A 22,880-nucleotide genomic window follows, 5' to 3' on the forward strand; every position below is an offset into this window, starting at 1 on the left:
CTCAGGAGTGCGGCTGATCCGGGGAGCCGGTCACATCAGTGACCGCGGACAGCTCCTTGCGGCGGAGCTGGCTCCGCAACCAGTCCTCGACGTCGGCCCGGCGGATACGCCGGTGCGAACCGCGGTACTCGACCGGCAGGGTGCCGGCATCGGTGAGCTTGCGCAGGTAGCTGTGGGAGATCCCGGCGAGCTCGGCCGCCTGCGAGGTGGTGAGCAGTTCAGCCACGGAGGTCACCTGTACGGCGTCGCCGTCGGACAGGCGGGAGAGGAGGTCGACGACGGCTGCCTGCGCCTCCGCGGGGAGGCGGTGGGCGGTGCCGTCCACGAAGACGGTGACGTCGGCACTCTGCCCGAGGGCGCGGCGCATGGGTGCAGCCTGCTCGGGAGGCAGTGCTGCTGCGGATCTCGGAGCCCTGGCGGTCATGTGGCCCATTGTGCCAGCCGGTAGGAATCCGGCCGCATGGCCGCGGGCAGCACGAGACGGGTCCTTCCGCAATGCGTGGCGGGAGTCTATATTCGAGGTACAAATACCCTCACTCCTTGCACCCAGCGTCGGTTGCAAGACGGGAATGGTGCATCTCATGACAACAATCCACCACGGGCGAAGCCTGCACACCAGCAGCTCATCCCTTCCACTCGCGGACACGGGCGAATCACCCTCCTGCCCCCAGTGCCGCACCGATGAGTACCTGATCTTCGAGGAGTTCGTCCCCGCTCGGCAGGCGGAGCATTCCACGGATCTCATTCCTGCGAGCGCCAGTTACAGCTGCTCCGAATGTGGCACGTTCAATGCGCACATAGTCCCGGCCTCGTGGCGCCCGCCGCAGTGGTTCTGGTACAGCTGATCGCCGGACGGGTGGGACCTCGTCACCCTCCCTGATCGATGCGCAGGGCGCAACCAGCAACCAGGGGACTTGACCTTGACCGTGCGTCAATTCCTACCGTTGTAGGTACCGGCGCCTCCCGTGCGGCGGACGGAGGAGGACGAGGTGGACCATCCCATCGCGGCTGTTGCCCGGCTGGCCGGAACCACGAGCCGGACACTGCGCCACTATGGCGACATCGGTCTGCTGGACGCGACCCGCATCGGGGCGAACGGATACCGGTACTACGACTCCGCGGCCCTTGTGAGGCTCCAGCGCATCCTGTTGCTGAGGTCGCTGGGACTGCCGCTGCCGGTCATCCGGGACGTGATCGACGACGGGCGCAGCGACAGCCCTGCGTCGGCCCTGCGGGCCCACCTCGACCACCTCCGCGGCGAGCAGCAACGGCTCGACCTGCAGATCAGTGCGGTCCTCACCACGGTGGAGGCCCTCGAGCGAGGAGATGAACCCATGCCGGAGAGGATGTTCAGCGGATTCGACCACACGCGCTACGAGCGGGAGGTGGTGGATCGGTGGGGGCAGGACGCCTATGGGCAGGGCAACTCGTGGTGGCGCGGCAAGAGCGACGACGAGCGGGCGGAATTCCAGCGGGACGTGGCAGACCTCACCGCCCGCTGGATCGCCGCCGCATCGAGGGGCGCGTCGCCTGATAGCGAGGAGGCCCAGCGTCTCGCCGAGCGCCACATCGCCTGGCTGTCGGATGTTCCGGGGGTTCCCCGCGAACAGGACGGCTCCCTGTCGGAGGAGTACCTTCGCGGTCTCGGTGACATGTACGTGGCGGACCCGCGCTTCGCCGCGCATTACGGCGGCAAGGGTGGTGCCGAACTGGTGCGCGCGGCGCTCGGGGAGTGGCTCGTGCAACGGGACTGACCACCCCGGTCCCGTCAGCGTCGGTTCCACGGGGTTCGCATGCGGGGGCCGATAGGTGGGGCGGGTCGAGCTGCCTTGGCGGAGAGCACCCCGGACTACCAGGGGCCGACCGCCCGGTCCCTGCCGGCCCGCTTCGCCCTGTACAGATTCCGGTCCGCCTCCCGCAGAAGGTCCGCCGATGACGCCCCCGGTGTGCAGTCCGCGAAGCCGATGCTCGCGGTGAGATGCAGCCCGAGGTGTATGTGGGGCCATTCGAGGCTGCGCAGGGAGGACAGGACGCCGCCCGCTACTTCCTGCTGGTCAGCCTGCTGCTCCAGGACCAGCAGGAACTCCTCACCGCCGATGCGGGCAACGTACCTGACGCCCGAGCCCTGTTCCAGGCACCCGGCGACGGCGACGAGGACGTCGTCCCCCGCCGGGTGCCCGTAGCGATCGTTGACCTGCTTGAAGTGGTCCAGGTCGAGGATCGCCAGCGAACCCGTCCATCTTCCGCCGGTCTGCCATCTGCGGACCACCTCGGGAAGTGAGTCCTCGACCCAACGTCGGTTGCGTACCTTGGTGAGTGGATCGACGGCGACGGCGGCCTCCGCCTGCTCGGCCCTCTCGATGGCCTCCGTCACGTTCTGCTCGGCGAACAGATGGTCCACCTGTGAACGTCGCGCTTCGATCCAGCGCGTCCTGGCGGTGTGGTGGAACTGCCGGTGCAGTTCGTAGGCAAGACGGAAATCGGCCGCGGACGCGGCCACGGCAGCGCGCTCCTCGAGGATCATCGAAGCCACTTCCTCGAGCGCGTGGCGCGCGGTGAGATGCTCCGCCCGGTCGAGTGCGCTCCGTGCGGAAGCCAGGTCACCGACTCCATGATGGGCCTGAGCGAGAAGGAGCATCCGGTAGGCCTTCGTCTCCGGCTGGGACGTCGCGGTGTCGGCTTCGTCCGAACGCTGCAGGACGTCGAGGGCATCCCAGGGGCGGTGGGCTGCGAGGTGACCGCGCGCGAGCACGTCTCCCAACTCCGTCTCGAGCTCAGGAGAGGCGGCTATCACGGCCTGGAGCCGCTCCAGCCAGAACGTCGCCTCCTCCGGCATGGCCTCGTCGAGTGCCGCATGGAAGGCATTGGAAGCGAGCTGTGCCAGGAGATCATTGTCGTCCAGGTGTTCGGCGAGAGCCAGCGCTCGCCGTGACACGGCGAATCCGTGCTGGAGGAGACCCGCGCCCAGCAAGCCGATGGCCTGCCGCGTCAGCAGCTTCGCCCGCAGGCGCGGCAGCTCCGAACCGTCGAGGAGTGTCACGGCGATGGTCGCCTGTTCAGCGCCTGACCCGGAATGCCCTGCGAGGAGATCCATCATGGCGATCAGGGCATGACAGCGACTGGCCAGGCGGGCATCACCCTGCTCGGTCGCCCAGTCGAGGATCTCCTGTCCTCGCGTACGTGCCCCCGGTGCTCCCTCAATCCGCGCCAGGGCGTCGAGTCCGGTGACCTCGGCCCAGAAGGCGACGTCGAGCCGACCGAGCGCCTCCGCGAACGCCCGGACGTCCGCTGCCTCGATCACAGCGAGCGCGAGGTCCGCGCTGATCTCTATTCCCTCGAGGGCGGTGATCAGGTCACGCTCCTGCGCCAGGCGCAGCGAACCGCTCTCCGTCACGATGTCGTCATTCAGCATGGGCGCTCCAAGTAGTCGGGGCAGCGACGTCCGACGAATCGGTTTGGGTGAGACCACGGTGTGCGCTGACATGCCGAAGGGACTGGCATGACCAGTGTCCCGTGTCGGGACGGCCGGCTCAAGGCTTGGGAGCCGTGCCGCTGGTATCGGATCGGTGCCTGATGGAGGCCGGGAAGGGATCGGAGCAGGCAGCGGAGCGCGGTCGGCGCAAGGTGTCGGTTTCCGACCGTCCTGCCGTCACCTTCTCCTAAACTTGGACAACACCTGCTTGGTGTTTCCGTCCGATGGCCCGCGGCGGTACGCGCAGGCGACGACGGGAGGCGGTTGCGATGACGACGGACAGCAACGCCGACCAGCGGAGCGCGGCAAGCCGGGCCGCCGATGCCGTCGAATCGGTGTCCGACGCACGCGCCCTGGATGTAGCGGCGCGCCTCGGGTTCGCGGCGCTCGCGGTGGTGCACATCCTGATCGGCATCATCGCTCTCCGCCTCGCCTTCGGCGGAAAGGGCGAGGCGGAACCGACGGGAGCCCTGGAGGAAGTGGCCGAGGGGAACCTCGGCACCGCGATCATGTGGATCTGCGCTGTGGGCTGCGCCGGACTGGCACTGTGGCAGTTCAGCGAGGCGACGCTGCGGGCACGTCACCTCGGCAGGAGGGAGCGGATCGGCAAGCACATCTCGTCGGGCTCGCTCGTGGTCATCTACGGATCCATGGCTGGCACGTTCGCGCGCTTCGCCCTCGGCGACGGCCCCGACTCTTCCCAGTCGACGGTCGACTTCACGCGCTCCCTGCTCACGTCGAGCTTCGGAGTGGTGCTCGTGTTCGTGACCGCCGGAGTAATCCTCGGGATCGGTGCCCATTTCGTCATCAAGGGCGTGCGCCGGACTTTCCGCCCGGAGCTCCGGACGTTCGAGGACACGGCACGCGGTCGGGTGATCGAAGTGTTCGGCGTCGTGGGCCATGTCGCGAAGGGAATCGCACTGCTGCTGGTAGGCGGTCTGTTCGTCATCGCCGGACTTGACCGCAACCCGCAGGAGTCCACCGGGCTGGACGGCAGCCTGAAGGCGTTGCAGTACCACCCGGGAGGGGTGTACGTGCTGACCGCCGTTGCCGTCGGCCTCATCTGCTACGGGGTCTTCGCGGTAATACGGTCCATCTTCGGACGCATGTGACCGCCGACCGGTGCGTTTCTTCACGCTGTCCCCCGACCCCCGGTCGGAGGCGGTAGTGGGGTCCCGTTCGAAGGCGCCCCGAGCTGCCCGCGAGTCGAAGACCTGCCGGTCGTGCGGCCGCCGGATCGAGTGGCGCAAGAAGTGGGAGCGGAACTGGGAGGACGTGGCGTACTGCAGCGACGCCTGCCGGGTTCGGAAGGTGCGTCCGATCGACACAGCCCTCGAGGAGTGGCTCCTCGCGCGCCTGAGCGCCGGATCCCGGGGCTCGGACGTCGATCCCGCCGACGCGGCAGCGGCATTCGGAGCCGACGGCACCACGGTGCATGAGCCTGCCCGTCGTGCTGCACGTCGGCTCGTCCAACGGGGACTCGCCGAGATGGTGCAGCGCGGCGTGGTTGTCGATCCGTCGACGGCGAAGGGTCCGGTGGTGTTGCGACTACCCCGCTGACGTCAGCGCCGCTTTGTCCGCGGCGTCGTAGCGGACTGTACTGGCCGCGGCGCGCGCCGCGCGCCTGATGCCTGCGAGGCCCGTCCCGGCGTCGAGCAACCCGGCTGCTCTCGCCTGGACGAGGAGGTTGCCGAGCGCGGTGGCCTCCACGGGGCCCGCGAGGACCGGCAGGCCCGTCCGATCCGCCGTCAGCTGGCAGAGCAGGGCGTTCTGCGATCCGCCACCCACCACATGGATGACATCGATCCGGTGTCCCGAGAGCCGCGCGGCATCCTGGAGGGTGCGGGCGTAGGCCTCGGCGAGGCTGTCCATGATGCACCGCACAAGTGCCTCCCGCGACGAGGGGATGCTCCCACCCGACGCCACGGCTGCCCGCAGGATACGCCCGGGCATGCCGTCGGGCGCGAGGAAGTCGGTGCTGTCGGCATCGATGATCGGACCGCCCGCGGGTAGCGCCGCCGCGGCCGCGAGTAGCTCGGCCAGATCCGGTGAGGGTCCCTCGACGGACCACTCCCGAAGGCACTCCTGCAGCAGCCAGAGCCCCCCGGTATTGCGGAGGTAGCGGATGGTGCCGTCCACGCCGCGCTCGTTCGTGAAGTTCGCGGTGCGGCTCTCGTCGGTCAGGATCGGTGCGTCCAGCTCGACCCCCACGAGTGACCATGTCCCCGAGGAGATGTACGCGAAGTGGGCCGACTCCGCAGGGACTGCCGCGACGGCGGAGGCCGTGTCATGCGATCCGACCGCGAGAACTGCGGTCGCCTCCGGCAATCCGGTCTTCCGCGCGATTGCGGGCAACAGGGTACCGATGGTGGAGCCGGGCTCCACGAGGGGTGGGAAGAGGTCCTCCCGCAGGCCCAGCGGGCCGAAGAGATCCACCGCCCAGGTACCGGTCCGGGCATCGAGCAGTCCTGTGGTGGAGGCGTTCGTGGCTTCGGTGCGTCGCTCGCCGGTGAGGCGGTAGGCGAGGAGGTCGGGGATCAGCAGGGCCTGCACGCCCTCCAGCGATCGCTCGGCGGCCAGCTGATACACCGTGTTGAAGGGCAGGAACTGCAGCCCGGTCCGCCCGTACAGCTGTCCGGGCGGGACGGCTCGATGCACCACGCCGATGCTCGTCCCGGTCCGGCCATCACGGTAGCTGAAAGGCAGGTGGCGGAGGGCGCCGGCGTCGTCCACCAGTCCGTAGTCCACCGCCCACGTGTCGATCCCGATGCTCGTGACGGTGTCCCCGGCCGCGGCCGCCGCTTGCGCGGCAGCCGCGAGTCCGGCGAGGACCTCGGCGAACAGCGCCTCGATGTCCCAACGCAAGGCGCCGCCGAGGAACTGGGCTCCATTGGCGAAGCGATGCACGGTCTGCAGGTCCGGACCTGCATCCGTCAGCCTGCCTAGGATGACGCGGCCGGAGGAAGCCCCGATGTCGATGGCGGCGAAGGCCACCCCCTGACGACCGCCCACGTCAGCGGAGGAACGCCGCGGCGACGCCCGCGTCCACCGGGATGTGCAGGCCGGTGGTGTGCGAGAGCTCGGCGGAGGTCAGGACGGCGACCGCGTTGGCCACGTTCTCCGGCAGCACCTCGCGCTTGAGAAGCGTGCGCTGCGCGTAGTACTCGCCCAATTTCTCCTCCTCCACGCCGTAGACAGCGGCGCGCTTGGCTCCCCAGCCCCCGGCGAAGATCCCCGAGCCGCGGACCACGCCGTCGGGGTTGATGCCGTTGACGCGGACGCCGTAGCCCCCGAGCTCGGCCGCGAGCAGCCGAACCTGGTGCGCCTGGTCAGCCTTGGTGGCGCTGTACGCGATGTTGTTGGGACCAGCGAAGACCGAGTTCTTGGAGGAGATGTAGATGATGTCCCCGCCCATGTCCTGCTCGATGAGTACCTTGGCGGCGGCCTGCGACATGAGGAAGGAACCCTTCGCCATGACGTTGTGCTGCAGGTCCCAGTCCTTCTCGGTGGTTTCCAGGAGCGGCTTCGAGATGGACAGGCCCGCATTGTTCACCACGAGGTCGAGTCCACCGAAGGCGAGCACTGTGGCCCGGACGGCTTCCTGCACCTGGGCCAGGTCCGTCACGTCGGCCTGGACGCCGATGGCGACGTCGGGACCGCCGAGTTCCTCCGCGACGGCGCTCGCGCTGTCGATGTTCAGGTCCGCGATGACCACGCAGGCACCCTCGGCGGCGAGGCGGGTGGCGATGGCCTTGCCGATACCCGATGCCGCTCCCGTCACGAGCGCGATGCGCCCGGCATGGGATTTCGGCTTCGGCAGGCGCGCCAGCTTCGCCTCCTCCAGCGCCCAGTACTCGATGCGGAACTTCTCGCTCTCCTCGATGGGTGAGTAGGTCGAGATGGCCTCGGCGCCGCGCATCACGTTGATCGCGTTGAGGTAGAACTCCCCGGCTACCCGCGCGGTCTGCTTGTTGGCTCCGAAGGAGAACATGCCGACGCCGGGAACCAGCACGATCGCCGGGTCGGCACCACGCATGGCAGGCGAATCCGGCGTCGCGTGGCGCTCGTAGTAGGAGGCGTAGTCCGTCCTGTACTCGGCGTGCAGTTCACGCAGCCGCAGGAGGCAACTCTCGACGTCGGCACCGGCCGGGAGGTCGAGGATGAGCGGTTTCACCTTGGTGCGGAGGAAGTGGTCGGGGCAACTGGTGCCCAGGGCGCCCAGGCGCGGGTGCGCGGTGGATGCGAGGAAGTCCAGGACGCGGGGATCGTCGGTGAAGTGGCCCACCTGCGCCTTGTCCGTGGACGCGAGGCCGCGGATGGTCGGTGCGAGCGCAGCAGCCTTCGCGCGGCGCTCATCCCCGGACAGTGCTGCATAGCCCTCGAGGGCCGGACCGAAGGGCTCGGCCGTGCCGTGTTCGGCGATGTACCTCTCGGCGGTCTCGATGATCCACAGGGAGTTCGCCTCGGCCTCGGCAGAGGTGTCCCCCCACGCCGTGATGCCGTGGCCGCCGAGGATGGTGCCGATGGCCTCGGGGTCCGCTTCCTTGATGGCGGCGATATCGAGTCCGAGCTGGAAGCCGGGCCGGCGCCAGGGCACCCACACGACCTTCGACCCGAAGATCGTCTTGGTCAGCGCCTCGCCGTCGGCCGCCGTCGCGATCGCGATGCCGGAATCGGGGTGCAGGTGGTCCACGTGCGCGGCGTCGACGAGGCCGTGCATCGCGGTGTCGATGGAAGGGGCCGCGCCACCCTTGCCGTGCAGTGTGTAATCGAACGCCGCGACCATCTCGTCCTCGCGGTCGACCCCCGGGTACACGCGGCGCAGGGCCTGCATCCGGTCGAGCCGCAGAACGGCGAGGCCGGACTCCTTCAACGTCCCGAGATCACCACCGGAGCCCTTGACCCAGAGCAGCTCGACGTCCTCGCCGGTTGCAGGGTCGAAACCCAAGCCCTTGGCGGAGGTGTTGCCACCGGCGTAGTTCGTGTTCCGCTTGTCCGCGCCCAGGCGGTTGGACCGCCCGATGAGGTCACTGACGGTCTGGTTGGTGGAGCCGTTCGTGGAGGCGCTTGCCTGCCCTGTCGTCGTCGTCGTCACTGTCATGCTCCCCATCCGGCCTGCTGGCCGCCCTGTCGGTCGGTGTTGATCCGGTCCTGGTAGCCGCTGGCGCGGTAGGCCTCCATGGGATCCGCAGGAAGCCCCTTCGTCTCGCGCCACTGGGCCAGGCCCGGACGGACGTCCGTATAGAAGGCGTCCATCATGATTGCGTTGGCGCCGAGGACGTCACCGGACTCCTGCGCTGCCGTCAATGCGGTCCTGTCGATGAGCAGTGCGCGCGCCGTCATCTCCTGCACGTTCAGGACGGAGCGGATCTGCCCGGGGATCTTCTCCTCGAGGTTGTGGCACTGGTCGAGCATGAGGGCAATTCCGCTCTCGGGCGAGAGTCCGTCACCGCGGACCACCTCCGCCATGATCCGGAAGAGCTGGAAGGGATCGGCGGCGCCGACGATCAGGTCGTCGTCGGCGTAGAACCGTGAGTTGAAGTCGAAGGAGCCGAGCTTTCCGAGGCGGATGAGCTGCGCCACGATGAACTCGATGTTGGTGCCGGGTGCGTGGTGTCCGGTATCGAGGCAGACGAGGGCCTTCTCGCCCAGCTGCAGGCAATGGGCGTAGGACGTGCCCCAGTCCGGGACGTCGGTGTGATAGAACGCCGGCTCGAAGAACTTGTACTCCAGGACGAGGCGCTGGCCGTCGCCGAGGCGGTCGTAGACCTTGAGGAGCGAGTCCTGCAGCCAGTCCTGGCGCGAGCGCATGTCGGCCTGCCCCGGATAGTTGGAGCCATCCGCCAGCCAGATCTTAAGGTCACGGGAGCCCGTGACGTTCATGACCTCGATGCACTCGTACATGTGGTCGATCGCCTTGTTCCGCACCGCGGCGTCGCTGTGCGTCAGGCTGCCGAACTTGTAGTCGTCATCCTGGAACGTGTTGCTGTTGATGGTGCCGAGTTCCATGCCGTGGTCGGCGGCGTAGGAGGAGAGGACGCCGTAGTCATCGACCTTGTCCCACGGGATGTGCAGGGCGACGCTGGGCGCGAGGCCGGTGAGCCGGTGCACCATGGCGGCGTCCGCGATCTTCTCCTGCACCGTGCGCGGCGTTCCGGGCGTCGCGAACACCTTGAAGCGGGTCCCGGAATTGCCATAGGCCCACGAGGGAACCTCGATAGCGAGCTGATCCAACTCTGCGGCGATGTCGTCGATGACAGTCATGTACTCTCTCCAGCGTGGTGGCGACCGGGGTGCTTCGTCACATCCCGGACGGCGTTTTATCGGGTGTCTTCCGCTTCAGGGGACGGCCTGGGAGAAGAAGGACAAGTACTGCGCCGTTGAATCGTTTCATTGGCACGTTTCAAAGTTATCCTTGCTCCAGACCGAGTGTCAACAGTCCTGCCGCACTCCCCGGGCCAGGACCCGAGCGTCGAGGAACCCATGGACAGCCGACCCGTCAGCATCAAGGACGTCGCAGATCGCGCGGGCGTCGCCGTCGGCACCGTTTCGAACGTGCTCAACCACCCCACGCGCGTCTCGTCCTCCACGCGGGAGCGCGTCCAGACCGCCATCGACCACCTCGGTTTCGTACGCAACGACGCGGCACGCCAACTGCGTGCGGGCCAGAGCCGCACCATCGGGCTGATCGTGCTCGACGTCGGCAACCCGTTCTTCTCCTCACTCGCCCGAGCGGCAGAGGACTGCGCCGCCGAGAACGGCAGTACCGTCGTGCTCGGCGACAGCGGCCAGGACGTGGAGCGCGAGGCCCGGTACATCGACGTCTTCGAGCAACAGCGCGTCCAGGGCATGCTCATCTCGCCCGTCGGGGACGTCGGCCCGCGCGTCGAGACCCTCCGCAAGCGCGGCATGCCCGTGGTGCTGGTGGACCGCGTGGACGCGCAGCGGCGTTGCAGCTCGGTATCCGTGGACGACGTCGCCGGTGGCTACATGGCTGTCCGCCACCTCCTGGAGGCGGGCCGCAGGCGCATCGTCTTCGTCGGCGCCAAGGCGGAATTCCAGCAGGTTGCTGATCGCCTGGCGGGCGCTCGTCAGGCCGTCAAGGAGCACGACGACGCTGTCCTCGAAGTCGTGGAGGCGGACGCGATGACGGTCCTCGCCGGACGCGACGTGGGGGGCGGAATCGCGCAGCGGACTCCGGGCGAGCTGCCGGACGGCATCTTCTGCGCCAACGATCTCCTCGCCATCGGGGTGATGCAGGCCGTCCTGCTGATCCGCGGCCTCCGCATCCCCGAGGACCTGGCACTGATCGGCTATGACGACATCGACTTCTCCGCCTCGGCCGTGGTGCCCCTGACGAGCGTCCGCAAGCCGACCGAACTCATGGGACGCACCGCGGTCGAGCTCCTCCTCGAGGAGATCGAGAGTCCCTCGTCACGCCGCCGGCAGGTCATCTTCGATCCCGAGCTGGTGGAGCGCGGCAGCACGACGGCGGCGGTGCACGCCGCCGGTTGAGGGCCGCGTCCGCCTCTCGGACGTAAGGTCACAGGTCGGTCTCGGGCTGTTGACGGTGATCGGGGTCACGCCTACTATTCGAAATGAACCGTTGCTCTGAAACGATTCATTTTCCTCGAGGAGTTGCAATGACGCACCTGGATGGTCGTGAAAGTGGTGCCACGGACCCGAACGCTCCGGTACGGCGGTCCGTGCTGACCCTTCGGGGAGCTCTGAAGACCTTCGGTCCGGTTGTTGCCCTCGCCGACGGGACCATCGATCTCGTCGCGGGCGAGATCCACGCACTGGTGGGGGAGAACGGGGCCGGGAAGTCGACCCTCGTGAAGATCCTCGCCGGGGTGCACCAGCCCGACGCCGGGGAATTCACCGTCGATGGGCAGGCTGTCAGTTTCCGCAACGTCGCCGACAGCAAGGCCGCGGGCATCTCGGTCATCTATCAGGAGCCCACGCTCTTCCCCGATCTCACGGTCGCCGAGAACATCTTCATCGGGCGCCAGCCCAAAGGGCGCTTCGGCCTCATCAGCCGGGTCGAGATGCGCCGCAGGGCCAAGGATCTGTTCGACCAGCTGGGCGTCCCCATAGATCCTGACCGCGTTGCGGAGGGCCTCTCCATCGCGGACCAGCAGATCATCGAGATCGCCAAGGCCATCTCGCTGGACGCCCGCGTCCTGGTCATGGACGAGCCGACGGCGGCGCTCAGCGGCGTCGAGGTGGAGCGCCTGTTCGCCGTCGCCCGCCGACTGCGCGATGCCGGCAGTGGCATCCTCTTCATCTCGCATCGCTTCGACGAGGTCTTCGGACTGTGCGACCGCATCACGGTCATGCGCGACGGCACCTACATCGCGACGCACGAGACGCGTGCGACGACGGTCGAGGCGATCGTCCGCGAGATGGTGGGCCGCGACATCGACGCCCTGTTTCCGAAGAGCGAGACGGAGCGGGGCGACGTCGTGCTGCGGGTCAGCGGCCTGACGCGCCCCGGCGTCTTCCACGACATCGACTTCGAGGTGCGGGCCGGCGAGATCGTCGCGCTGTCCGGACTCGTCGGGGCCGGGCGCACGGAGGTGGCGCGGGCGGTCTTCGGTATCGACCGGTACGAGTCGGGCACGGTCGAGATGCTCGGGCAGAAGCTCCGCAGCAAGGATCCGCGGGCATCGATCGACGCCGGTATCGGCTTCGTGCCGGAGGACCGACGGAAGCAGGGGCTCGTCATGGAGCTGTCGGTCGAGCGCAACGCGGCCCTGACGCTCCGCCACTCGCTCGCGAAGTTCGGCCTCATCAGTACGAGGGCGGAGCGGGAAGCGGCCGAGACCTGGGGCAAGCGCCTGCAGGTGAAGTCGGGCTCGCCCGAGCACCCGGTCTCGACGCTCTCCGGCGGGAACCAGCAGAAGGTCGTCCTCGCGAAGTGGCTCGCCACGGACCCCAAGCTCCTCATCATCGACGAGCCGACCCGAGGTATCGACGTCGGCACGAAGAGTGAGGTGCACCGCCTGATCTCCGAGCTTGCCGGCCGGGGCATCGCCATCCTGATGATCTCCTCCGAACTGCCCGAGGTCCTCGGCATGGCCGATCGTGTCCTGGTGATGCGTGAGGGCCGGATCACCGGCAGGCTGGACCGCTCGGAGGCCACCGCCGAAACCGTCATGCACGCCGCAACCGCAGCCCTGGAGTCATCGCGATGAGCCTCGACAGCAAGAGTGCGGCTCCCGCACATCCCGCCCCCGGGCACCAGCGGCGCTCCGCCCTCGGATCGGTCCTGAAGCTCCGCGAGCTGCCCGTCATCCTCGCCCTCGTCATCCTCGTCACCGTGACGGCTGCCCTCAACCCGCTGTTCCTCAGCGAGCAGGGGATCAAGGACCTGTTGCTGAACGCCACGATCCTCATGATCCTCGCCGTCGGCCAGACGCTCGTGATTATCACCCGGAACATCGACCTCTCGGTCGGCTCCATCCTCGGGCTCGTGGCCTTCGAGACGGGCAGCGTCTTCGTGGCCGCCCCGAACCTGCCGATCATCGCCGTCTTCGGCATCGGGATCCTCTTCGGTGCGGTCCTCGGGGCGGTGAACGGCCTGCTGATCACCGTCGCCAAGGTGCCGGCCCTCGTCATCACGCTCGGCACGCTCTACATCTTCCGCGGCATCAACAACGCCTGGGCGGGCGGCACCCAGTACTTTGCCGGCGATCGCCCCGAGGCGTTCGGCAACCTCTCCGTCGACACGGTCCTGGGCTTCCCCGTGATCACCCTCATCGCCGTCGTCGTCGTCGCGATCGTGGCGGTCTACATGCTCGGCACGCGGCCCGGCCGTGACCTCTACGCGATCGGATCGGACCCCGAGGCGGCGAGACTGTTCGGCATTCCCGTCACACGCCGCGTCCTGATGGCCTTCGTGGTGAACGGAGCGCTGGCAGGACTGGCCGGTGTCCTCTACGCGAGCCGCTTCAACTCCGTGGGCGCCACGACGGGCTCGGGACTCGAGCTCGACGTCGTCGCCGCCGCAGTGGTCGGAGGAGTTGCGATCTTCGGCGGCAGTGGCACCGTGGTGGGAGCGGCGATCGGCGCCCTGCTGCTGACCACCATCACCAGCGCGCTCACGGCCCTGCGCGTCGACAAGTTCTGGCAGCAGGCCATCGTGGGCATCCTGATCCTCGCTGCCGTCGTCATCGATCGTATCGCCGGTGTGCGGGCGGCCCGCAAGCTCCGGATCGCGGAGGCTCGGAATGTCTGACCCCACCGGTTCCGGGACCATCGTCCACCCCGACGGCGAGCCGTCGGAGACTGCAGCGAAAGGCAGGCGCATGACCGCATCACCCGGAAGCACCAGGCCCGGGACGGAGAAGCGCCAGAAGCCTGGACGACGCGGCGCAGCAGACACCTCGACCGTGCTGGCCGTCCCCAAGGGCCGGACAGGGGCGGCCCGGATCCTGCTGGGGCGCGATGCCGTCATGATCTACGTGCTCCTCGTCGTCGTGCTGTATGCGTGCATCGTCATACCGCGGTTCGCCTCGCCCGTGACCGTCGGTTTCCTGCTGCTCGACGTCATCCCCACGCTGCTGATCGCCCTGCCCATGACGCTCGTCATCATCTCGGGGGAGATCGACCTCTCGGTCGCGAGCATCGCCGGCCTGACCAGCGCCCTCATGGGCGTGCTGTGGCAGGGTGGCATGCCCATCGCACTCGTCCTGGTGATCTGCGTGCTCGCCGGCCTGGTCGCGGGCGCCTTCAACGGAGTGCTGATCGCCTACCTGGGGCTGCCGTCCCTCGCGGTGACCATCGGCACGCTCGCGCTCTTCCGCGGCCTGGCCCTCGTGGTGATCGGGGACAACGCCGTCGCGAACTTCCCGCCCGGCCTGACCGCCTTCTTCACGTCGAAGATCGGCGGCACGGGTATCCCCACCGTCATGGTCGGCGTCGTCGTATTGATCATCGCCTTCGCGATCGTGCTGCACTTCACCCCGTTCGGCCGGGGGCTCTTCGCACTCGGCTACAGCAAGGAGGCAGCGACCTTCGTCGGCATCGACGTCGCCCGCTCCAAGTTCCTCCTGTACCTGGCCACCGGCACCGTGTCCGCCCTGGCCGGCATCTACTGGACCCTCCGCTACTCCAGTGCCCGCAGCGACAACGCGAGCGGGCTCGAACTCGCGGTCATCGCAGCGGTGCTGCTGGGCGGCGTATCGATCTTCGGCGGAAAGGGCTCCATCCCGGGCGTACTCGCCGGGGTCCTGCTGATCGGCACCATCAACTATGCGCTGAAGCTGGATCGCGTCTCCGAGGTGGTCCTCATCATCGTGACGGGCTCCTTGCTCATCATCTCGGTGGTGGCGCCCAACGTCGCCGCCGCCATCAAGCAGGCCCGCCACTCCAGGCGTGTCCGTTCTGCTCCACTTCCCTAGCCGTTCCCCTGGGGTTGCACCCGGCGCCGGTCCCCGGCGCCCATCGAAAGGAAAAACAATGAGGTTCATTTCTTCCGGATCGACCGGACGGCGGGCAGCGTTCGCAGCCCTCGCAACCAGTGCTGCCCTGGTCCTCAGTGCCTGCGGCGGCGGTGCGGCGTCCGAAGGCGACAGCGAGGGTGGCAGCGGGTCCGACGGCGAGCAGACCATCACCTTCATCCCCAAGCAGCTCAACAACCCCTACACCGACGTGGTGCTGGGAGGCGGCGAGGACGGCGCGACAGAGGCCGGGTTCGCTTCCTCGGAGGTGGTCGGCCCGCTCGATGCCAGCGCCTCCAGCCAGGTGTCCTTCATCAACGCCGAGACGCAGCGCGGCACCAACGTGATCGTGATCGCGGCGAACGATCCCGACGCCGTAGGCCCCGCCCTCGAGGAAGCCCGTACCGCGGGCGCCAAGATCGTGGCGTTCGACTCCGACACCAACCCGGACTACCGCGACCTCTTCGTCAGCCAGGTCAACGCCAAGGACGTGGCGCTGATCCAGCTGGACCTCATCTCCGAGCAGATCGGAGGGGAGGGCGAGATCGCGATCCTGTCCGCCACAGCCAACGCCACCAACCAGAACGAGTGGATCAAGTTCATGGAGGAGGAATTGGCGTCCAACCCGGACTACGCGAATATCGAGCTCGTCGCCAAGGTCTACGGCGATGACGACGATACCAAGTCCTTCCAGGAGGCGCAGGGCCTGCTGCAGGCGTACCCGGACCTGAAGGGCATCATCTCGCCCACCACGGTCGGCATCGCCGCGACGGCCCGGTACCTCTCCACCTCCGAGTACAAGGGGAAAGTCGCCCTGACAGGTCTCGGCCTGCCGAACGAGATGCGCCCATTCGTCAAGGACGGCACGGTCTCCGAGTTCGCGCTCTGGGACCCGGCTCAGCTCGGCTATGTGGCGGCTTTCGCAGGCAAGGCCCTGGCCGACGGGACGATCACCGGCGAGGTCGGCGACACCTTCGAGGCCGGAGAGCTCGGCGAACGTGAGATCGGGGACGGCGGCATCGTGCTGGTCGGTCCGCCCACACAGTTCAACGCGGAGAACATCGACGACTACGACTTCTAGTCGCCTGCCGGCGGGGCGCCCTCGCGGGTGCCCCGCCTTCTCCGCATTGCACGCGTCGCCTCGCCGGACCGCGTCAGCCCACATCCAGGTCCTTCTCGTCGTCCCACCGCCCGCTCCAGGAGCCACCCATGACCACCGAATCCCGAAGCGAGCCCGCCGCACCGCTGGTCCTCTCGACCCTCCTCGAGCCGATCCGCCGTCGCCCTACCCGCATCGGCCTGGTCTCGGGCGGCCTCGGCGCCTACTGGCCGCAGTTCCCCGACCTCCTGCCGCAGCTGCAGGAGTCCGCGCGCTATGTGACTTCCCGGTTCAAGGAACTCGACGCCGAGGTCACCGATGCCGGCTTCGTGTCCGACGCTCGAGAGGCGGCACTGGCCGCGGAGGAATTGCGCCGCGCCGACTGCGACCTGATCGTCATCTTCCTCACCACCTACCTCACGTCCTCCATGGTGCTCCCGATCGCCCAACGGTCGCAGACCCCGGTGCTGGTCATCGATCTCCAGCCCACGGAGGCCATGGACCACGCGAACGTCGATACCGGGGCGTGGCTCGCCTACTGCGGGCAGTGCCCGGTGCCCGAGGTCGCCAACGTCTTCAAGCGTGCGGGCATCCCCTTCCGCTCCGTGTCCGGCCACCTCAAGCAGGAGTCGGCGTGGCAGCGCATCAACCAGTGGGTGCACGCGGCCGGTGTTCGTGGCAGGCTCCGGCACGCCCGCCATGGACTCATGGGCCACGTTTACCCGGGGATGCTCGATGTCTCCACCGATCTGACGACGGTGTCGACGACGTTCGGCTCGCATGTGGAGGTGATCGAGTTCGACGATCTGCGCGAGTTCGTCGGCGAGGTCACGGATGAGCAGGTGCGTGAGCGCATGGCCCTGGCCCGCAACCTGTTCACGGTGGATCGATCGGTGGACGACGACGACTTCGCGTGGGGCGCGAAGGTCTCCGTGGGACTCGACCGGCTCGTCACCGAATTCGACCTCGATTCCCTGGCCTACTACCACCGCGGCCTCGCCGGCGAGCAGCACGAACGCCTCGGGGCCGGCATGATCCTCGGCGCCTCGATCCTCACCGCGCGAGGTGTGCCCATGGCCGGCGAGTACGAGCTGCGGACCTCGATCGCCATGCTCGCTGCCCAGGCCATGGGAGCCGGTGGATCCTTCACCGAGATCCAGGCGCTGAACTTCTTCGACAATGTTGTGGAGATGGGCCACGACGGACCGGCGCACCTCGCCGTCAGCGCGGCCGATCCGCTGCTACGGGGGCTCGGTGTCTACCACGGGAAGCGTGGCTGGGGCGTCTCGGTCGAGTTCGACGTGCGGCACGGCCCCGTGACGACCTTCGGCATCGGCCAGGACCCGGACGGCTCCTACGTCTTCATCACGTCCGAGGGCACCGTGGTGCCCGGCCCGCTGCTCGCCATCGGCAATACGACGTCGCGCGTGGACTTCGGGGGCGATCCCGGACTCTGGGTGGACGAGTGGAGCCGGACGGGCATCGGCCACCACTGGGCGCTGTGCATCGGACATCGTGCGGCCGACGTAAAGGCGGCGGCCTCCCTCCTCGGCGTCGAGCACCGCCACGTCTCCCTGATCTGACCAACACTGCTCGTGGAAGAAGGACTACCCATGGAACGCGTCTGTTTCCAACTCCAGGTGCAGCCGGAGCGCATCCCCGAGTACCGCGAGCGCCACGCCGCGATCTGGCCGGACATGGCCCGCGCCCTCAAGGACACCGGGTGGCACAACTACTCGCTGTTCCTGCGTCCTGATGGCCTGCTGATCGGCTATGTCGAGTGTGAGGACTTCGCTGCCTCCCAGGCGGCGATGGCCGGGACCGAGGTCAATGCGCGTTGGCAGGCGGACATGGCGCCGTTCTTCGTGGCGCTCGATGGGCGTCCGGACGAGGGTTTCGTGCGGCTCGATGAGGTCTTCCACCTCGAGGACCAGCTCTAGGGAGCGGGACGGCGTTCGCACCTCTCATCATTCGGGTCCCTGAGGTAGATCACTCGAAGTGCATTTGTGCATTGTTTGCAGGTGCGCAAAACTAGCGGGATGAGTTCGACAGTCCTGCCCTCCCTGCGTGACCGCCAGAAGGCGGAAACCTGGTTGACCCTGCATCAGGCTGCGGTTGCGTCGGTCCTGGAACGGGGGCTGGATTCCGCCACGGTGGAAACGATCACCGCCCGCGCAGGAGTTTCACAGCGCACCTTCTTCAATTACTTCCCGTCCAAGGAGGACGCCGTGCTGGGCCTGCGGACGCCGGTGATGGATCCGGCCCTGCTCGAAGGCTTCTCCTTCCACCGCGATGTCCTCGGTCAGGTCTCGCGCCTCCTGCTGGCGGTCGCCCTGAGCGCGTACGAGGGTGTGGACCAGGTGCGACGCCGTGAGTTGACGCGGCAGTACCCCCATCTGGTCCACCGTATGGTCGAGCGGATGAACGAGGCCGAGGACCTGGTGCGCGGCGCCCTGACCGGCCTCCTTGCCGAGAACCCGCAGTGGTTCGCGGGGATGGGTGAGGAAGACCAGCCCGCGGACGTGGCTGATGTTGCACGCATCATCGTCATGACGGCCAGCATCCCCTTGCGCTTCACCGTCGCTTCCGGCCGGTACAGTCCCGCTGCCGGCCTGGCGCCCGATGACCTGGCGCCCGCCCTCTCCCTGTTCCATTCAGTACAAAGGAAACTCCTGTGAAAACCGAAGCTGTTCCCGCTGCGGCGCCGGCCGAAGGAAAACAGCATATGGTGCTGCTCTTCATCGGGCTGATGCTCTCGATGCTCCTGGCCTCGCTGAACCAGACCGTTCTCAGCACAGCACTGCCCACCATCGTCGGCGAGCTCAACGGCGTCGACAACATGCTGTGGGTCATCACCGCGTTCATCCTGACCTCGACCATCACCATGCCCATTTACGGGAAGCTCGGGGACCTGATGGGACGCAGGGCCCTGCTGATGGCGGCCATCGTGCTGTTCATGATCGGATCGGTCGTAGGTGCCCTGGCCAATGACATGGCTATCCTCATCACCGCGAGGGTCATCCAGGGCCTCGGCGGCGGCGGTCTGATGATCCTGTCCCAGGCGGTCATCGCCGATGTCGTTCCCCCGCGCGAGCGCGGCAAGTACATGGGCCTGATGGGCGGGGTCTTCGCCATCGCCTCGGTCGCCGGCCCCCTGCTGGGCGGCTGGTTCACCGAGGGCCCCGGCTGGCGCTGGGTGTTCTGGATCAACATTCCGCTCGGACTGCTGGCCCTGGCCGGCGCCGTGTTCTTCCTCAAACTGCCCAAGCACTCCGGAAGGCCGCGCCTGGATCTCGGCGGCATGGCGCTGCTGGCCATCTCGACCACGGCCCTCGTACTTTTCGCCACCTGGGGCGGTAGCAAATACGCGTGGAGCGATCCGATCATCCTCGGTCTGATCGCCGCGACCGTCGTGGCAGCAGCGGCGTTCGTCGCCGTCGAGCGCCGGACAGCGGAGCCGATCATCCCTCTGCACCTCTTCAGGGACCTCAACTTCAACCTCGCCACCATTGCCGGTCTGTTCATCGGCGTGGCCATGTTCGGTGCGATCGGGTACCTGCCGACCTATCTCCAGATGGCCTTCAGCGTCGACGCAACCACCTCGGGTCTGCTCATGATCCCCATGATGGGTGCGCTCCTGGTCGCCTCGGTCGTCTCCGGACAGCTTGTCAGCCGGACCGGGCGATACAAATGGATGCCCATTGCGGGCGGACTGCTGGTCGCGGTCGCCCTGGGACTGCTCTCCACCCTGACGCCCGGAGCGCCCCTCTGGACCATCTGCGCATACCTGGCCGTGATGGGGCTCGGGCTGGGCCTGAGCATGCAGATCATGGTGCTGATCGTGCAGAACTCGTTCGCGCTGCGTGAGGTGGGAACCGCGACCGCGTCGAACAACTTCTTCCGCCAGATCGGCGCCACGCTCGGTTCGGCAGTAGTCGGGAGCCTCTTCGCCAGTCGCCTCACCGGACTGCTCGCCGAAAGGCTGCCGGCCATGGCAACCGGGGGAGAGGCCGCAGGATCGAATTCCCTGACACCTGCCCTCGTAGCTGGTTTGCCCGCGCCCATCAGGGACGCGGTCATCTCCTCCTACAACGACGCGCTCACCCCAATCTTCATCTGGATGGTCCCACTGGCACTGATCGCCTCCGTGCTGATGTGCTTCGTCAAGGAGAAGTCGCTCGCCACCTCGATCGAACACGATGTGCTGTCCGAGTCCATCTCCGAGGGCAACATCCTCATCACTGCGGACGACGCGCCCGCCACGGCTACAAGCTCGGCACGCTAGGCCACATCCCTGGCCCACACGGTCGGCTGACGTGTGGGCCAGGACTGGTTCCACACAGCCTTCGCCGCGGTGCTACGGGTTGACGGTGATCCTCGGGATCGAAGCGGTCACCAGGGAACCGTCAGCGCGGCGGCTCCCTTCGATGTCACTCGTGGTGGGGGCGCCGGTGAGGCGCGGTCCCTGGTCGTCGAGCGGGACTGTGACAGGGAAGCCGGCCGTCAACTCGATGGGTCGGCCGTGCACCGAGACCGTGGCAGTGTCACCTGTTTCCACCGTCAGGGTGATCGCGTCCTGCATCACGTCCGCCCGCACACGGGTGCCGCGCAGGGTGATGCGGAAGCTCACCCTGGTCCACGCCTCGGGCAGCCTCGGCTCCAGCGTGATCCGGCCATTGTGATCGCGCATCCCTCCGAAGCCGTAGACGAGGGCGCTCCAGACTCCGCCGGTCGACGCGACGTGGATGCCGTCGGAGGTGTTGCGGTGCAGATCGGCGAGGTCCACGAACAGGGAGGACAGAAAGTATCGGAGCGCGAGGTCGTGGTATCCGACCTCGGCTGCGATGATCGACTGGACCACGGCAGACAGGGTCGAATCGCCCGTGGTCAGGGCTTCGTAGTACTCGAAGTCGGAGCGTTTCTGCCGTGTCGTGAACTCGTGGCCCTGCAGGTGCAGTGCGAGCACGACGTCGGCCTGCTTGAGCACCTGGAAGCGGTAGATCACCAGGGGATGGTAGTGCAGCAGGAGGGGGCGCTTGCTCGGAGGGGTGTTCTCGAGGTCCCACAGCTCCTTCTCGAGGAACGCAGCGTCCTGGGGGTGGATGCCGGCGCGTTCGTCGAAGGGGATGTGCATCCTCTCCGCGGCGCGTGCCCATTCGTCCAGCTCGTCATCTCCGAGCCCCAGACGGGCGACCATCCGGGCATGCGCGGGGCCGTCGATGGCCTGGAGCGATGCGACTGCACGCACCGCGGAGCGGAGATTGGCCCGGGCCATCACGTTGGTATAGAGGTTGTCGTTGACGACGGTCGTGTACTCGTCGGGGCCCGTGACACCGTGGATATGGAAGTTGTCGTCGCCGTTGCTCCGCCAGAAGCCGAGATCGGCCCACATCCGCGCCGTTTCGACGAGGATGTCGATCGCACCGCGGTTGAGGAAGTCGTCGTCACCCGTCGCTGCTACGTACTGCATGAGGGCATAGGAGATGTCCGCGTCGATGTGGTACTGGGCGGTGCTGGCCGCGTAGTACGCCGAAGACTCCTCACCATTGATGGTGCGCCAGGGAAACAGCGCGCCGCGCTGGTTGAGTTCGGCCGCACGCGCTCGGGCCGGTTCGAGCATCGACTGACGGAAACGGAGCGCGTTGCGTGCGACGACGGGAGCCGTGTAGCTGAGGAAGGGCAGGACATAGACCTCGGTGTCCCAGAAGTAGTGCCCGCCATAGCCGGAGCCGGAGACGCCCTTCGCGGCGATGCCACCGCCATCGGTCCGGGCCGTGGACTGGGCCAACTGGAAGAGGTTCCATCGCACGGCCTGCTGGATGGCCGGCTGGCCCTCGATCTCGACGTCCGAGCGTGACCAGAAGTCGGTCAGCCAGGCGCGTTGCTGTCGGAAGTGCTCTTCGGTGGACATTTCGCGTGCACGATCCAGGGTGCGGCTGCAGCGATCGGCCAGTTCGCGCGCGGGCACGCTGCGCGAGGTGTGATAGCTGATGTTCTTGAGGAGCCGGACGGGTCGACCCGGCTTGGCCTTGATCCGATAGGCGTGGGTCGCGAGGTCGTCCTCGATGTGCGAGGTCTGATCCCACTCGTTGTCGGTGAGCAGATCGTGCTCGATCCCGCAGGCGATGGTCATCCGGGAGTTCGTCGTGCTGAAGCCGAGCAGGTACCGGGTGTCCTCGATGCGCTTGAGCCGTGGCTGGAGCACCCGGTCGCGGAACGACTCCGCTTTGCGGGGATCGAACGCCCCGCCTTCCTTGAGGAGATTCACCTGGTACTCATCCACGCCGTCCTGCCGGTTGAGCAACTGGCTGGAGATGAGGATGGAGGCTTCGGCATCGAGCATTTCGACCTCGTAGTCGATGATCGCGAGGTGTCGATCCGTGAAGGACACCATGCGGCGCGACCGGATGAGTACGTGCTTCCCGGAGGGAGTGCGCCACTCGATCTCACGGGTCAGGAGGCCGTCGCTGAAGTCGAGGCGCCGCGAATGCCGAAGGATGTCCGCTTTGGACAGAACGAACGGTTCGTCGTCGACGTACAGACGGATGATCTTGGCATCGGGCACATTCACGATCGTCTGTCCGACGCGTGCGAATCCGTATGCCTCCTCCGCGTGCTGGATCGGCCATGTCTCGTGAAAACCGTTGACGTAGGTACCGTAGGCGTGACCGTCCCTACCCTCGTCGAGGTTGCCCCTCAGGCCGAGGTAGCCGTTCCCGACGGTGAACAGCGTCTCGTTGCGGCCCTGCTGGGCGACGTCGAACTCCGTCTCGACGAGCGCCCACTCGTCCACGGGGAAGTGGTTGCGGTCGACGGGGTCTGCGGTAATCAGATTCATGGTGTGTCCTGTGGTGCGGGTGGGAGC

Annotated in this window: 19 protein-coding genes; 13 read left to right on the forward strand and 6 right to left on the reverse strand. The window is 67.4% G+C overall.

What is annotated here, in order from left to right; genetic code table 11:
* Position 1 precedes the first annotated feature (1 nt).
* A complete protein-coding gene (locus tag RCH21_RS03735) occupies positions 2–424 on the reverse strand; it encodes a helix-turn-helix domain-containing protein (RefSeq protein WP_326963251.1) in 423 nt (140 codons plus the stop codon).
* 157 nt (positions 425–581) lie between these two features.
* Here RCH21_RS03735 and RCH21_RS03740 point away from each other — a divergent pair, with 157 nt between their 5' ends.
* A complete protein-coding gene (locus tag RCH21_RS03740; protein WP_182977074.1) occupies positions 582–845 on the forward strand; it encodes a hypothetical protein in 264 nt (87 codons plus the stop codon).
* A gap of 144 nt (positions 846–989) precedes the next feature.
* Positions 990–1,754: a MerR family transcriptional regulator gene (locus RCH21_RS03745; RefSeq protein WP_326963252.1), complete on the forward strand. Its 765-nt coding sequence runs from the start codon at positions 990–992 to the stop codon at positions 1,752–1,754.
* Between the two features lie 95 nt (positions 1,755–1,849).
* On the opposite strand, the gene RCH21_RS03750 is transcribed toward RCH21_RS03745, so the two are convergent.
* On the reverse strand, positions 1,850–3,412 hold the full coding sequence (locus RCH21_RS03750) for a GGDEF domain-containing protein (protein ID WP_326963253.1): 1,563 nt from the start codon (positions 3,410–3,412) through the stop codon (positions 1,850–1,852).
* A gap of 329 nt (positions 3,413–3,741) precedes the next feature.
* Between RCH21_RS03750 and RCH21_RS03755 the strand changes: the two genes are divergently transcribed.
* Positions 3,742–4,584 carry a DUF1206 domain-containing protein gene (locus tag RCH21_RS03755; RefSeq protein ID WP_326963254.1) on the forward strand — a complete coding sequence of 281 codons (843 nt, stop codon included), beginning with the start codon at positions 3,742–3,744 and terminating at the stop codon, positions 4,582–4,584.
* Between the two features lie 55 nt (positions 4,585–4,639).
* Positions 4,640–5,032 carry a DUF2256 domain-containing protein gene (locus tag RCH21_RS03760; RefSeq protein WP_326963255.1) on the forward strand — a complete coding sequence of 131 codons (393 nt, stop codon included), beginning with the start codon at positions 4,640–4,642 and terminating at the stop codon, positions 5,030–5,032.
* On the opposite strand, the gene RCH21_RS03765 is transcribed toward RCH21_RS03760, so the two are convergent.
* Genes RCH21_RS03765 through rhaI form a run of 3 tightly spaced genes read right to left on the reverse strand, consistent with a single transcriptional unit; the run spans position 5,021 to position 9,736 of the window.
* A complete protein-coding gene (locus RCH21_RS03765) occupies positions 5,021–6,484 on the reverse strand; it encodes a rhamnulokinase (RefSeq protein WP_326963256.1) in 1,464 nt (487 codons plus the stop codon). The two genes, RCH21_RS03760 and RCH21_RS03765, sit on opposite strands and share 12 nt — an antisense overlap.
* 1 nt (position 6,485) lies before the next feature.
* Entirely contained in the window at positions 6,486–8,573 is a 2,088-nt protein-coding gene (locus tag RCH21_RS03770) for a bifunctional aldolase/short-chain dehydrogenase (protein ID WP_326963768.1), read from the reverse strand.
* Complete coding sequence (gene rhaI / locus RCH21_RS03775) at positions 8,570–9,736, reverse strand: L-rhamnose isomerase (protein WP_326963257.1); 1,167 nt, start codon at positions 9,734–9,736, stop codon at positions 8,570–8,572. The genes RCH21_RS03770 and rhaI overlap by 4 nt, the downstream gene beginning before the upstream one ends.
* A gap of 219 nt (positions 9,737–9,955) precedes the next feature.
* Here rhaI and RCH21_RS03780 point away from each other — a divergent pair, with 219 nt between their 5' ends.
* From RCH21_RS03780 to RCH21_RS03820, 9 genes are all read left to right on the forward strand, one after another.
* Complete coding sequence (locus RCH21_RS03780) at positions 9,956–10,987, forward strand: LacI family DNA-binding transcriptional regulator (protein WP_326963258.1); 1,032 nt, start codon at positions 9,956–9,958, stop codon at positions 10,985–10,987.
* Between the two features lie 128 nt (positions 10,988–11,115).
* A complete protein-coding gene (locus tag RCH21_RS03785) occupies positions 11,116–12,669 on the forward strand; it encodes a sugar ABC transporter ATP-binding protein (protein WP_326963259.1) in 1,554 nt (517 codons plus the stop codon).
* The gene (locus RCH21_RS03790) at positions 12,666–13,712 is read left to right on the forward strand and encodes an ABC transporter permease (protein ID WP_326963260.1); all 1,047 of its coding nucleotides are present in this window, start codon (positions 12,666–12,668) and stop codon (positions 13,710–13,712) included. Before RCH21_RS03785 ends, RCH21_RS03790 begins: the two co-directional genes overlap by 4 nt.
* Positions 13,705–14,877, forward strand: a complete 1,173-nt coding sequence (locus RCH21_RS03795; RefSeq protein ID WP_326963261.1) for an ABC transporter permease — start codon at positions 13,705–13,707, stop codon at positions 14,875–14,877. The genes RCH21_RS03790 and RCH21_RS03795 overlap by 8 nt, the downstream gene beginning before the upstream one ends.
* A gap of 58 nt (positions 14,878–14,935) precedes the next feature.
* Positions 14,936–15,997 (forward strand): rhamnose ABC transporter substrate-binding protein, encoded by a 1,062-nt coding sequence (gene rhaS, locus RCH21_RS03800; protein WP_326963262.1) that lies wholly within the window; start codon positions 14,936–14,938, stop codon positions 15,995–15,997.
* A 128-nt stretch (positions 15,998–16,125) separates the two neighbouring features.
* Positions 16,126–17,598 carry an L-fucose/L-arabinose isomerase family protein gene (locus RCH21_RS03805; protein WP_326963263.1) on the forward strand — a complete coding sequence of 491 codons (1,473 nt, stop codon included), beginning with the start codon at positions 16,126–16,128 and terminating at the stop codon, positions 17,596–17,598.
* A gap of 30 nt (positions 17,599–17,628) precedes the next feature.
* The gene (locus RCH21_RS03810) at positions 17,629–17,955 is read left to right on the forward strand and encodes an L-rhamnose mutarotase (protein ID WP_120150177.1); all 327 of its coding nucleotides are present in this window, start codon (positions 17,629–17,631) and stop codon (positions 17,953–17,955) included.
* A gap of 99 nt (positions 17,956–18,054) precedes the next feature.
* Positions 18,055–18,693 carry a TetR/AcrR family transcriptional regulator gene (locus RCH21_RS03815; protein ID WP_326963264.1) on the forward strand — a complete coding sequence of 213 codons (639 nt, stop codon included), beginning with the start codon at positions 18,055–18,057 and terminating at the stop codon, positions 18,691–18,693.
* Positions 18,694–18,740: 47 nt separating this feature from the next.
* Positions 18,741–20,300 carry an MDR family MFS transporter gene (locus RCH21_RS03820; RefSeq protein ID WP_326963769.1) on the forward strand — a complete coding sequence of 520 codons (1,560 nt, stop codon included), beginning with the start codon at positions 18,741–18,743 and terminating at the stop codon, positions 20,298–20,300.
* Positions 20,301–20,372: 72 nt separating this feature from the next.
* On the opposite strand, the gene RCH21_RS03825 is transcribed toward RCH21_RS03820, so the two are convergent.
* A complete protein-coding gene (locus tag RCH21_RS03825) occupies positions 20,373–22,853 on the reverse strand; it encodes a glycoside hydrolase family 65 protein (RefSeq protein ID WP_326963265.1) in 2,481 nt (826 codons plus the stop codon).
* Positions 22,854–22,880 lie beyond the last annotated feature (27 nt).

This window comes from Arthrobacter sp. PL16 (assembly GCF_035985055.1).
GTDB classification, from domain to species: domain Bacteria; phylum Actinomycetota; class Actinomycetes; order Actinomycetales; family Micrococcaceae; genus Arthrobacter_D; species Arthrobacter_D cheniae.

Excerpts from the sequence above, each read along its gene's own strand:
- RCH21_RS03735 (WP_326963251.1), bottom strand. The coding sequence starts at position 424 with ATGACCGCCAGGGCTCCGAGATCCGCAGCAGCACTGCCTCCCGAGCAG.
- RCH21_RS03810 (WP_120150177.1), top strand. The coding sequence starts at position 17,629 with ATGGAACGCGTCTGTTTCCAACTCCAGGTGCAGCCGGAGCGCATCCCC.
- RCH21_RS03820 (WP_326963769.1), top strand. The coding sequence starts at position 18,741 with ATGGTGCTGCTCTTCATCGGGCTGATGCTCTCGATGCTCCTGGCCTCG.
- RCH21_RS03740 (WP_182977074.1), top strand. The coding sequence starts at position 582 with ATGACAACAATCCACCACGGGCGAAGCCTGCACACCAGCAGCTCATCC.
- RCH21_RS03750 (WP_326963253.1), bottom strand. The coding sequence starts at position 3,412 with ATGCTGAATGACGACATCGTGACGGAGAGCGGTTCGCTGCGCCTGGCG.
- rhaI (WP_326963257.1), bottom strand. The coding sequence starts at position 9,736 with ATGACTGTCATCGACGACATCGCCGCAGAGTTGGATCAGCTCGCTATC.
- RCH21_RS03815 (WP_326963264.1), top strand. The coding sequence starts at position 18,055 with ATGAGTTCGACAGTCCTGCCCTCCCTGCGTGACCGCCAGAAGGCGGAA.
- RCH21_RS03770 (WP_326963768.1), bottom strand. The coding sequence starts at position 8,573 with ATGACAGTGACGACGACGACGACAGGGCAGGCAAGCGCCTCCACGAAC.
- RCH21_RS03785 (WP_326963259.1), top strand. The coding sequence starts at position 11,116 with ATGACGCACCTGGATGGTCGTGAAAGTGGTGCCACGGACCCGAACGCT.
- rhaS (WP_326963262.1), top strand. The coding sequence starts at position 14,936 with ATGAGGTTCATTTCTTCCGGATCGACCGGACGGCGGGCAGCGTTCGCA.
- RCH21_RS03780 (WP_326963258.1), top strand. The coding sequence starts at position 9,956 with ATGGACAGCCGACCCGTCAGCATCAAGGACGTCGCAGATCGCGCGGGC.
- RCH21_RS03825 (WP_326963265.1), bottom strand. The coding sequence starts at position 22,853 with ATGAATCTGATTACCGCAGACCCCGTCGACCGCAACCACTTCCCCGTG.
- RCH21_RS03795 (WP_326963261.1), top strand. The coding sequence starts at position 13,705 with ATGTCTGACCCCACCGGTTCCGGGACCATCGTCCACCCCGACGGCGAG.
- RCH21_RS03755 (WP_326963254.1), top strand. The coding sequence starts at position 3,742 with ATGACGACGGACAGCAACGCCGACCAGCGGAGCGCGGCAAGCCGGGCC.
- RCH21_RS03805 (WP_326963263.1), top strand. The coding sequence starts at position 16,126 with ATGACCACCGAATCCCGAAGCGAGCCCGCCGCACCGCTGGTCCTCTCG.
- RCH21_RS03790 (WP_326963260.1), top strand. The coding sequence starts at position 12,666 with ATGAGCCTCGACAGCAAGAGTGCGGCTCCCGCACATCCCGCCCCCGGG.